We start from the raw sequence: 11403 nt of genomic DNA, 5'->3' as shown, positions 1-11403 counted from the left end.
GCGAAGACTCCTGAGGGAGATAGCGGTAGCTTGAGACCCCGCAGCGGAGCGAGGAGGCTCAAGCACCGCCCCTAGGAAAGCGAAGCCATTTGTGGAAATCAACAGCGGTATTTAGAGTCGATACCTAGGATAACTATATTGTTCGTCTTTTATTAAGGTTTTTTAGTTTTGTCCCAGCCTCTTTTAAATAGCCACTAGTCAATCCGGCACAACTCATCCGGACAATTTTCACAATGAATCTCTACCTTCAAATAATTCAAGTCATGGATGGTAACCCTCCCCTTATCAACGGATACAACGCCATTCTTTTTTAACTCTGAAAGCATCCTGTTCACCACTTCCCGAGAAGTCCCGCAATAGTTGGCCAATTCCTGATTCGTTAAGTGGAGGTCTATCAAGATACCATCCGCTTTTAAAACCCCATAGCTATTGGACATCCTGATTAGAGTCGAATACAAGGCTCCTTTTCTTCCGTTCAAAACTAGATCCCTGAATTTTGTCTGCGTTTTACGATAATGAAGGCTCATCCATTTCATAAATTCCAAAGCGAGCCTCCCGCTTTCCCCGAGTTTCCGTTCCAATTCCAACTTTGGTATTACAAGCACACTACCTTTATCATCTATTGCTTTGGCACTGAGCATATAAATTGCTCCAGAACAAAATAATGTCAGTTCTCCCACAAGGTCATCCTGACTGCATAGCCTTAATGTAAGCTCCTGACCATCAGGTGTCACCTTGCTTATCTTAAAGGTTCCATTCAAAATTAAATATATTTCAGAGGCGACCATACCCTCTTGAAATAAATAAGCTCCCTTTTTGACAGCCAATTTCTTTTCAAAAGAAGAGAACAAAAACTCTTTTAGTTCTTTTGATAATTTTTCCGTCACAGAGCTCATCCTTTCCACCGTTCCTACTATAGCTTTATTTTAACTTTAAGAGCCTTAAAAATCTATTGTCTACAGAAATTGTATCTCATCAAAAAGGAAAATAGAAAAATACGTCGAATTATAGAAAATAGCGTGTTGAAAATTAGGCGCAGGCTTTGTGTTATGCTACAATATATGAGTAAAATCATGTATGCTAAGGTGGTGCAAAAAGGTTATGACAGTAACGTTTTATTGGTATCCTAAATGTGGCACATGCCGCAATGCTAAAAAGTGGCTTGAGGCGAATGGTGTAGCGGTAGAAGAAGTACATATTGTCGAAAATCCACCATCACGTGAAAAGTTAGAGGAGCTATATAACAAAAGCGGCCTAGAACTGAAGAAGTTCTTCAATACAAGTGGCATGAAATATCGCGAGCTTGGATTGAAGGATAAAGTGAAAACAGCATCCGAAGAGGAATTGCTTGATATTCTTGCAACGGACGGCATGCTGATTAAGCGCCCGATTACTACAGACGGCAGCAAAGTAACAGTTGGATTTAATGAAAAGCAGTTTGAAGAAACATGGAAATAGGACAGGCTCTCTTTTAACATAGGCATGCCTATTAGAAGAGCTAAAAATAAACAAGTTTGATGGAGGGAATTATTGATGAGCACACCTAAAGATTTACGTTATTCCGAAGAACATGAATGGGTAAAAGTTGAAGGAGAAAAAGTACGAGTGGGTATTACGCACTTTGCTCAATCCGAGCTTGGCGATATTGTGTTTGTTGAACTTCCTGAAGTTGGAGATGAAATCTCTGCAGATGAGCCATTTGGAAGTGTAGAATCTGTAAAAACAGTATCAGAACTTTACGCTCCAATCAGCGGAAAAGTGGTAGAAGTTAACGAAGATTTAAATGACAGCCCTGAATTTGTTAACGAATCTCCATACGAAAAAGCATGGATGATTGTGGTGGAACCTGCAGATGCTGGTGAAGTTGAAAAATTAATGACTGCTGAGCAATATGAGGAAATGACAAAAGAAGACTAATTATCTAGGCGCGGGGCAACCTAACTTTAGTTAACTTTTACTAAAGAGGTGACCTTAAATGACTTTGGATAACAAAAGGTTGGATATCACCGACAGAGTAAACGGGAAGTTGACAAACCAAGGCTTTGAGCTTTACGTGGAAAATGAATCCATAGGTCAAGTAACGTTTACCGAGCAAGGCAACCAGTATGCTTTAAAAAATGGCTATGAACAAGAAGGAAGCAAGATTTTTCAACAAGTTTCAGTGCCTTCAGAAAAAGATGCCAAATATGTAGATTGCGACTACGAAAATGGATGGTGTTAACCATCGGTGGGGTTGGGACTCTTATTAGTTCCGCCCCTTTTTCATATTAAATGACGCCCTTATTTTTAATTATATGTGTACATTACCGCTATTCGGAATAGTTATAGTATAAAGCAACTTATCTTTATACATCTTTTTAGAACAGGTGATGGATATGGATTTAATACATGAAGAAAAAATTATTATCGTAGAGGGTAAATCAGATAAAAAACGCGTTCAGGAAGTCATCAATGAACCAGTTCATATTATATGTACGAATGGCACGATTAGTGTCACAAAGCTTGATGAATTGATGGAAGATATTATGGATAAAGAGGTTTATATTTTGGTGGATGCAGATAGTTCTGGTGAAAAATTGCGGAAGCTCTTTAAAAGGGAGTTTCCAGAGGCAGAGCATCTTTATATTGATAAAATGTATCGAGAAGTGGCCTCAGCACCACATCACCATATAGCTACAGTGCTACTAAGTGCAAATATTGATATTCATGCAGAATACTTGTAATAAGATGTAATGAGGATGAGATCATGAGGGATTGGACGAAGGAAGAACTTATACAAGAAATTAATGAGAATAAACTAAGTGTGGTTTATTTTTACACGCCTATGTGTGGGACCTGTCAGGTTGCCAAGCGTATGCTGGATGTAACGAAAGAGCTTTTTCCGCATCTTACCTTTGGGATGCTTGATGTAAATTATATCCAAGATCTTGCTATGAAGTGGGAAATCGAGAGCGTCCCTTGTTTGATGATTTTTAATAATGGTGAGATGAAGGAAAAAATTTATGCCTTCCGTTCGGTGGAGTATTTATATGGACTCTTCAAGGAACATGATGGAATGTCAGTTAACTAAAAACACCCTCTGAGGTGTTTTTTTTTTATGGAGTCCTATTACTGTTGATTTCCGTTCCAGGCGCTTCGCTTGCCTGCGGGCGGTCTGTGAACCTCCTCTGCTTGCGACTGTGGGGTATCACCTGTCCCTTCTTGCCACGGGCGTCTTCGTGCCGTCCACTCCAATAAACAATGTGATTGCAAATATTTTTACAATTCGACAGAAACACCTATTGCCATTTTTCTGAAAAAGGAGTAAGTTTGTTTAGGGAGACGAAATAATTATTCAACAAACAAACGAGGGGTAAATTTATGTTGAAGAATGCAAGCTGGTTTCAGTCATTTATGCGGTATGATCATACTATCCAGAAGTTATTTATTGTTAATATCCTGACTCAAATAGGGCTAGGGATTTTTATGATTGTTTATAACTTTTATATAAGGGAGCTTGGGTTTGCGGAGACGGTAAACGGGAATGTCATCGCAGCTTCATCATTAGCAGCAGCTATCATCTTAATTCCGGCAGGGATATTAAGTGACCGCATTGGCCGCAAGAAAATGATGCTTTTTGGTGTGTTTTTTAGTGGAATCTTTATGTTCTTGAGAAGCATTTTCGAATTAGAATCACTGCTTTTAATCAGTGCTTTTATTGCAGGAATAGCTATGGCCTTCATTCAAGTCACAGCAGTACCATGGCTTGCAGAAAGCTCAACAAAAGAACAGAGAGTAAAACTTTTTAGCTACCACTTTGCGGTTATGATGGGAGCAAACGTTGTCGGAAATCTTTTGGGAGGGTCATTAACGGATTTACTTTTACATGTTGTAGGACTTACCCCTGTTTGGAGTATTAGACTAACGCTTTTACTCGGAAGTCTCATCTTTATGTTGGGAATCATTCCATTATGGAAAACAACGGAAGTGCAACGGGAAAAAGAGAACAAAGCATTTACTTTTAAAAATTTCCAATCGTCAATATCAAAAGGGCAATGGAAGCTGATTTTTGCTTTTTCTTTCGCATCCATCTTGGTAGGATTTGGATCTGGGCTGGTCATTCCTTATTTGAACATGTATTTTGCAGATCGTTTTGGGACGTCTAATTCTACCATTGGCATTGTTCTATCTTTAGGTCAGGCGGTCACTGCAGTAGCCATGATTATCGGTCCGGCGGTTGTCAGAAGAGTAGGAGAGATGAGAGCAGTGGTTATTTTACAGCTTCTTTCTTTACCGTTCATGCTAATAACCGCCTTCACTCAAATTTTTTGGCTTGCTGCTCTTGGATTTTTATTCAGGCAGGCATTGATGAATGCAGCAAATCCAATCATTTCTTCGATGATGATGGAGAAGGTAGATAACTCTTTGAAGGGTTTTGCTAACTCCATAAATCAAATGGTCTTTTCACTCGGATGGGCTAGCATGGGGCCGGTTTCAATGACCATCGTACTTTTATATGGGGAATATTGGGGATATTCGATTGTATTCTCCATCACGGCTGTGCTTTATCTGACAAGTTCTATTTTCTTTTATTTGATGTTTAGGGAAAAAACGACGGCAACCTACCAAAAGGCTATGGTAAAGACATCATAGTCTGACATATTTCTTGGGAAATGAAGAACAGTTATCGAAAAATACGCGGTAATTGTTCTTTTTTTATTGCAGGGATTAGGCTGACAGGCAGGGAAATTAATAGAAAAAGGGGGCTGGTTTGTAATGGTAATAGAGAACTTAGAAATGTTTCTTCTTAAAGCCAAAAGTAAGTCGCATGTTATGGAAATTTTGCCTTACTACAGTCTGCGTTGCTGTTTAGTGTCCCAAGGGGAGAGATCGTTTTTTTCATTAAGTAAAAATAACTTGCAAGTGGAACATGGTGCAACAGTGGCTGATGTTGTAATCGAGGGTTCTGCAGACGATATAATGGAGCTTCTAAATGGAACGAAGATGAGAGATGTAAAAGGTTTAGCATTTAAAGGGTCCTTTAGACATTTCTTGCTGATGGATTCGCTGTTTACGCTTGTAAATCGTTCAGAAAGAAAAGAAGTATCTTAAAGGATTTGTACTCGCCTATAACGAATTAGTGTATATAGATAAAGAGAAATTTATAGGCGGTGTAAGGGTAGTGTATCATATTATTGTCAACAAGATGGCTGGCAGCGGAAAAGGACTACGGATGTGGAGAGAAACAGAAAAGTTACTAAAGGAGAAAAGTTTACCTTATCAAGTCTTTTTTACCCAATATGCAGGTCATGCCGGTGAATTATTAGAAAATGTAGATGAGAATTTGGTACAAGCTGTCGTTGTAGTCGGTGGGGACGGTACCATTCATGAAGTGGTTAATAAATTGGTATACAGTAAAGTGGCTCTAGGGGTTGTTCCTGCCGGTTCTGGAAATGACTTGGCAAGAAGCCTTGGAGTCCCTTTTGATGTGGTAGGAGCTTTGGATCGTATTTTAAAGGGTTCTCATCATCTAATCGATGTACCAAAAGTAGGTGAAGAGTATTATATATCGATTGCTGGGCTAGGGTTTGACGGTAAGGTTGCCGAGGTCACCAATAGCTCAAGATCAAAGCGCATACTGAATAAATTAGGGTTAGGGGGCTTGTCGTATGTGCTGAATATCTTCAGGGTTCTTTTCACCTATCAACCATCTGATGTTTCAGTTGAAGTAGATGGAAGTGTAAAAACGTTTGAGGATGTTTGGTTGATAGCGGTTGCCAACCTCCCATATTATGGTGGAGGAATCATGATCTGCCCTGATGCCATTGGAAATGATGGGGCATTGGATGTTTGTGTGGTTTCTGGTATCGGAAGATGGGAGTTGTTATTTGTGTTTCCTCTAGCTTTTAAAGGAAAGCATATTAAACACCGAAAAGTCACCACGCTTAGAGGAGCGTCCATTAAAATAAGTCAGAATTCCTCCATGGTCATGCAATGTGACGGAGAAATTGTTCATAATAGCACCACAGATTTCAGTATAAAAGAGAAAGCTTTAAAGATTTTTTAAATGTAGGAAGAAAGTTTTTAATTGACAGGCTATTTATCACCGTGATACGATTACACTCGTTAATTCGAATTGCCCAAATACTTAATTTTAATTATATATGTTTATCTCTTATCGAGAGAGGTGGAGGGACGTGCCCGATGAAACCCGGCAACCGTCAACAAGGAATTGTTGAAATTGGTGCCAATTCACACAAAGCTATTTGCTTTGATAGATGAGAGAAAGGACTTTTCTCATTTAATCCTTTCTGCTCATTGTTGCAGAAAGGATTTTTTATTTTCAAGGATTAAACAAACGTTTGATTAATATTAATTGGGTAAGCTAAAACAAGGAAATGTAAGAAGGTAGGTGCGAGCATGATTTCACTTCAAGGTGTAAAAAAAGTTTTTAAAACTAAAAATGGACTAGTAACAGCTGTTGATAATATAGATTTATCTATCAACCAAGGGGAGATCTTCGGAGTTATCGGATACAGTGGAGCAGGGAAAAGTACACTGATCCGTATGCTAAATGGGCTCGAAACTCCAACGGATGGAGTGGTGGATGTAGCAGGAAGGAATCTTGCAAAAGTAAAGGGTAAGGAACTGAGAGAAGCACGCCAGGAGATAAGTATGATTTTCCAGCATTTCAATTTATTATGGTCAAGGACGGTAAAGGAAAATATCGCGTTTCCACTAGAGATTGCAGGAGTAAGCAGGTCAGAGCGAAACAAACGAGTCGAAGAACTAATCAAGCTTGTAGGCCTAGAGGGAAGAGGAGACTCCTATCCGTCTCAACTAAGTGGAGGTCAAAAGCAACGTGTCGGGATTGCAAGAGCGCTTGCGAATAATCCAAAAGTGCTTTTATGTGATGAAGCGACTTCAGCATTGGATCCGCAGACAACAGATTCTATCCTAGACCTCTTAGTCGATATCAATAAACGTTTATCTCTGACTATCGTTCTAATTACACATGAGATGCACGTTATCCGTAAAATCTGTCATCGAGTTGCGGTAATGGAAAATGGGAAGGTTGTGGAACAGGGAGATGTTCTAAACGTATTCCGCAAGCCTGAACAACCTATCACGAAGCGGTTCGTAAAACAGGTGACAGAACCAGAAGACACGCAAGAAACAGTAGAGCACTTGTTGACGGAATATCCACAAGGAAAAGTAATTCAATTAACATTTGTAGGTACTTCGGCAGAACAGCCTTTGATTACAAATTTAATTCGCAGATTTCCGATTGATGTGAATATTCTTCAAGGGAAAATCTCACAGACTCAAAATGGAGCATATGGCACTCTTTTTGTGCACCTAGATGGAGAAGAAACGCAAGTACAAGAGGCATTAAGTTTCATCCGTGAGCAGCAAGTGGAGTTGGAGGTGATGACACATGCTTGAGAGAGTTAATTGGGACAAGATGTGGGAAGCAACCTTAGAAACTCTTTATATGAGCAGTATATCGGTTGTCGCTACGTTTATATTAGGAATTATTTTAGGACTATTATTGTTTTTAACAGCAAAGGGAAACATATGGGAAAGCCGCTTAATTAATGGTTTGGTCGCAGCTTTCGTAAATATCTTCCGTTCCATTCCATTTGTCATTTTAATCTTTTTACTTATTCCTTTTACAAGGTTCATCATGGATACAATTATCGGTGCAAACGCGGCATTGCCGGCTTTAATCATAGGAGCAGCACCATTCTATGCAAGAATGGTGGAAATTGCATTACGTGAAATTGATAAAGGTGTCATTGAAGCAGCACGGTCCATGGGGGCAAAAACTTCAGAAATAATTTGGAAAGTATTAATTCCGGAATCGATGCCAGCATTGGTTTCCGGTATAACAGTAACAGCCATTGCAATTGTAAGTTACACAGCAATGGCAGGAATCATCGGTGCAGGTGGATTGGGTAACCTCGCATTCTTGGATGGTTTCCAGCGTAATAACTGGGAAGTAACACTAGTATGTACGGTCATCATTCTAATTATTGTATTCATCATCCAATTCATTGGAGATTTAATAACCAATAAACTAGACAAACGCTAAGAAAGAGGGGACGAAAATAATGAAAAGAGTATTAAGTTTAGCTGTTGTATCATTGTTAGTATTAGTGCTTGTTGCATGTGGCGGCGGAGACAAAGGGATCAAAGAAGGTAAGCTGGTAATAGGTGCTTCAAATGTTCCTCACGCAGAAATCCTTGAAGAAGCAAAACCGTTATTAGAAGAAAAGGGCATTGAATTAGACATCCAAACATATACAGATTACATTATTCCAAACCAAGCTCTACGTGATAAAGATATTGATGCGAACTTTTTCCAACATGAGCCGTACTTAAAAAGTCAAATTGAAGAAAATGATTATGAATTTGTAAGTGCAGGTGGCGTTCATATCGAGCCAATCGGTGTTTATTCACAAGAATATGATAGCCTGGAAGAACTTCCTGAGGGCGCAGAAATCTTAATGAGTAACTCTGTTGCCGATCATGGCCGTATCCTTGCAATGCTTGAAGAAAAAGGATTAATTACGTTAAAAGAAGGTGTAGAGGTTACTTCTGCATCCGTTGATGATATCGATGAAAACCCCAAAAATCTAGAGTTCAATACACAATTCGAAGCGGCCTTCCTTCCACAAGCATATCTAAATGGTGATGGAGATGCAGTGTTAATCAACGGTAACTATGCACTTGGCGCTGACATCGATCCTGAAGAAGAAGCAATTGCTCTAGAATCAGGTGAAAACAATCCTTACGTAAACCTTATCGTTGTTCGTGAGGAAGATAAAGATAATGAACAAATCAAAGCATTGGTTGAAGTACTTCAATCTGATGAAATTAAAGCATTCATTGAAAAAGAATACAAAGGATCCGTGCTACCTGCAAAGGCATCTGACGAAGAATAAGGTCTGAATGAATGACTCCGTACTATAATTATGGTGCGGGGTTATTTTTTTTGTAATACTTGAATACTAACCTCCCCCCTAAACAAATACTAACCTTGTGAAAAATAAGGATGGGAGTTGTCTTCAATGGAACAACATTATGAGCCAAAAAACTATGCAGAAGCAGCACTTCATGATTATAAAGCGGGACTAGGAGTATTCACAGAAAAGATGCCTGAACTTGCACACCACTATAACGAGTTTACGGAAGCTTGTTTTAAAGAGGGCGTACTTGATAAAAAGCAAAAGCAATTAATTGCACTCGGTGTCAGTGTGTATTCCCAAGATGAATATTGCATTGTTTATCACACTAAAGGCTGCTTGGATCAAGGTGCAACAGAGCAGGAAATATTGGAAGTGTGCGGCGTAACAGCAGCATTCGGAGGCGGCGCGGCAATGAGTCAATCCGTGACATTGGTGCAGTCTTGTATTAGTGATTTTAATGAGTTGAAGCATTGATTTTTGGGGAGTCTGACCTTTTGGGGTTGGGCTTTTTCCGTTTACAGGGTCCTATTTGTCTGAAGGCTATTGTAAAACGTATGAATTGTCTAATAGACTGTTTCTATACGACCGATGATCTTTAGAATACCGGTGAAGTGTCTAATAGAAGCGCTCTATACGCCCGAATGCCCACGAAATACGGTTGAACTGTCTAATAGAAGGGCTGTATACGCCCGAATGCCGATGAAATACGATTGAACTGTCTAATAGGAGCTCTATACGCCCAAAGACCCTCGATATTAGGGTGAACTGTCTAATAGAAGCGGGTTTACTCAACTTAACGCCCTCAGATATCAGGACAACCAGAACGCCTTAGCAATTCAAAGAAATTCTAAGCCTCCCATCAACCACCTTCTCTAATTCCCTCAGAACCTCTATTATCACCAATTATAGTCACAAACCTCGTTTGGATAAATTAACCACCCCTGCTATGATTAATAAAGTGTTTATTACAAATACTTTTAGGGTATCAGAAAAACTGGTACCAAAAAATAAACACTTATAAATAGGAAGGGAATGGTTTATTATCCATCAAGTACATGTGAAGTACACAGGTGAAATGGAGAAGGCAATGTATCAAGCTTACGGTTTTGGTTATGAGGAGTACTCAAATAAGCTCTCGAAACTCATAGAAGTTGAGCAAAAGCGAGAAAAGGATTACCAAAAAAGCTTGGAGATTGTCGAAGAAGTAGACCGTAATTTCCGCCCCTAAAACCTGCGCAGCCCAAACTGACAGGTTGACCATATAATATAGAAGAAAAAGGGTCCGTTTTATTCTCTAACAATATGAGAATAATGCAGACCCTTTTTTGTTATCCCAGGTTAATTGTAGTGCAAGTTATGAGACTCCGGCGGGAGGTAGCGGTAGGTTGAGATCCCGGCAGCGGAGCGAGGAGGCTCAAGCACACGCCCCGAGGAAAGCGAATAACTGGAATGGAAATTAACCGGAAGTTAAATAAAATAAATTTCCCCTGAAAATTCGACTTCTACCCCTTATATTCGTTATAATTTGAGGGTATCTTACACAAGGCGGAAAAGGTTGCTATCACTTTCTATTTGTTATAAGATTGTAATGAGAATAAAATGAGAATTAAAACAAGAATGTGTTTTCATATAGGAACACAAGAACATTGGAGGTTACAGTTATGGGTTCAACGTTAACGATTAAAGATTTACATGTATCCATTAATGATAAAGAGATTTTAAAGGGTGTAAATCTTGAAGTAAAAGGCGGAGAGATTCACGCAATCATGGGTCCTAACGGAACAGGAAAGTCTACGCTTTCTTCTGCAATCATGGGTCACCCTAAATATGAAGTAACAAGCGGAAGCATCACATTTGATGGCAAAGATGTTCTTGAAATGGAAGTGGATGAGCGTGCACAAGTGGGCTTATTCCTTGCAATGCAATACCCAAGTGAGATCAGTGGTGTAACAAACGCGGATTTCTTGCGTTCTGCTATCAACGCTCGCCGTGAAGAGGGCGATGAGATTTCCCTAATGAAATTCATCCGTAAAATGGATAAAAACATGGACTTCTTGGAAATGGATCAAGCAATGGCACAGCGTTACCTTAACGAAGGTTTCTCAGGTGGGGAAAAGAAGCGTAACGAAATTCTTCAATTGATGATGATCGAGCCTAAGATCGCGATCCTTGATGAGATTGATTCTGGTCTTGATATCGATGCATTGAAAGTTGTTTCTAAAGGAATCAATGAAATGCGCGGTGAGGACTTCGGTTGCCTTATCATCACTCACTACCAACGTTTATTGAACTACATCACTCCTGACCACGTTCATGTTATGATGCAAGGTCGCATCGTGAAGTCTGGTGGCAAGGAACTAGCGCAACGTCTAGAGGCAGAAGGTTACGATTGGATTAAGCAAGAACTAGGTATCGAAGACGAAACAGTCGGTCAAGAAGCGTAAGCAAGGAG

Annotated in this window: 15 protein-coding genes and 1 riboswitch; of the genes, 14 read left to right on the top strand and 1 reads right to left on the bottom strand. The window is 39.6% G+C overall.

What is annotated here, in order from left to right; genetic code table 11:
• Positions 1-194: 194 nt before the first annotated feature.
• Positions 195-896, bottom strand: a complete 702-nt coding sequence (locus HC179_RS16705; protein ID WP_168865339.1) for a Crp/Fnr family transcriptional regulator — start codon at positions 894-896, stop codon at positions 195-197.
• A 205-nt stretch (positions 897-1101) separates the two neighbouring features.
• Here HC179_RS16705 and HC179_RS16700 point away from each other — a divergent pair, with 205 nt between their 5' ends.
• From HC179_RS16700 to sufC, 14 genes are all read left to right on the top strand, one after another.
• On the top strand, positions 1102-1458 hold the full coding sequence (locus tag HC179_RS16700) for an arsenate reductase family protein (RefSeq protein WP_168865338.1): 357 nt from the start codon (positions 1102-1104) through the stop codon (positions 1456-1458).
• Between the two features lie 75 nt (positions 1459-1533).
• A complete protein-coding gene (gcvH, locus tag HC179_RS16695; protein ID WP_168865337.1) occupies positions 1534-1917 on the top strand; it encodes a glycine cleavage system protein GcvH in 384 nt (127 codons plus the stop codon).
• A gap of 58 nt (positions 1918-1975) precedes the next feature.
• Entirely contained in the window at positions 1976-2221 is a 246-nt protein-coding gene (locus HC179_RS16690; RefSeq protein ID WP_148989131.1) for a YusG family protein, read from the top strand.
• A gap of 154 nt (positions 2222-2375) precedes the next feature.
• Positions 2376-2723, top strand: a complete 348-nt coding sequence (locus HC179_RS16685; RefSeq protein ID WP_168865336.1) for a toprim domain-containing protein — start codon at positions 2376-2378, stop codon at positions 2721-2723.
• 23 nt (positions 2724-2746) lie between these two features.
• Positions 2747-3070 (top strand): thioredoxin family protein, encoded by a 324-nt coding sequence (locus HC179_RS16680; RefSeq protein ID WP_168865335.1) that lies wholly within the window; start codon positions 2747-2749, stop codon positions 3068-3070.
• A 290-nt stretch (positions 3071-3360) separates the two neighbouring features.
• A complete protein-coding gene (locus tag HC179_RS16675; protein ID WP_168865334.1) occupies positions 3361-4632 on the top strand; it encodes an MFS transporter in 1272 nt (423 codons plus the stop codon).
• A gap of 123 nt (positions 4633-4755) precedes the next feature.
• A complete protein-coding gene (locus HC179_RS16670) occupies positions 4756-5091 on the top strand; it encodes a hypothetical protein (protein WP_168865333.1) in 336 nt (111 codons plus the stop codon).
• Between the two features lie 70 nt (positions 5092-5161).
• A complete protein-coding gene (locus HC179_RS16665; RefSeq protein WP_168865332.1) occupies positions 5162-6046 on the top strand; it encodes a YegS/Rv2252/BmrU family lipid kinase in 885 nt (294 codons plus the stop codon).
• A 105-nt stretch (positions 6047-6151) separates the two neighbouring features.
• Positions 6152-6264: riboswitch (SAM riboswitch) on the top strand.
• 135 nt (positions 6265-6399) lie between these two features.
• Complete coding sequence (locus HC179_RS16660) at positions 6400-7425, top strand: methionine ABC transporter ATP-binding protein (RefSeq protein ID WP_168865331.1); 1026 nt, start codon at positions 6400-6402, stop codon at positions 7423-7425.
• Positions 7418-8074, top strand: coding sequence for a methionine ABC transporter permease (locus HC179_RS16655; RefSeq protein WP_168865330.1), 657 nt, complete (start codon positions 7418-7420; stop codon positions 8072-8074). The genes HC179_RS16660 and HC179_RS16655 overlap by 8 nt, the downstream gene beginning before the upstream one ends.
• A 19-nt stretch (positions 8075-8093) precedes the next feature.
• Positions 8094-8927: a MetQ/NlpA family ABC transporter substrate-binding protein gene (locus tag HC179_RS16650; protein WP_168865329.1), complete on the top strand. Its 834-nt coding sequence runs from the start codon at positions 8094-8096 to the stop codon at positions 8925-8927.
• 126 nt (positions 8928-9053) lie between these two features.
• Positions 9054-9425: a carboxymuconolactone decarboxylase family protein gene (locus HC179_RS16645; RefSeq protein WP_060665463.1), complete on the top strand. Its 372-nt coding sequence runs from the start codon at positions 9054-9056 to the stop codon at positions 9423-9425.
• Between the two features lie 601 nt (positions 9426-10026).
• Positions 10027-10179, top strand: coding sequence for a YuzK family famiily protein (locus HC179_RS21395; protein ID WP_197284281.1), 153 nt, complete (start codon positions 10027-10029; stop codon positions 10177-10179).
• A 433-nt stretch (positions 10180-10612) separates the two neighbouring features.
• Entirely contained in the window at positions 10613-11395 is a 783-nt protein-coding gene (gene sufC, locus HC179_RS16640; protein ID WP_168865328.1) for a Fe-S cluster assembly ATPase SufC, read from the top strand.
• The last annotated feature ends 8 nt before the right edge of the window (positions 11396-11403 follow it).

Source organism: Bacillus sp. RO1 (genome assembly GCF_012524115.1).
In the GTDB taxonomy this organism is placed as follows: Bacteria; Bacillota; Bacilli; order Bacillales; family Bacillaceae_I; genus Sutcliffiella_A.
Note: the sequence above shows the minus strand (reverse complement) of the source record. Positions and strands in the feature narration are given on the sequence as shown.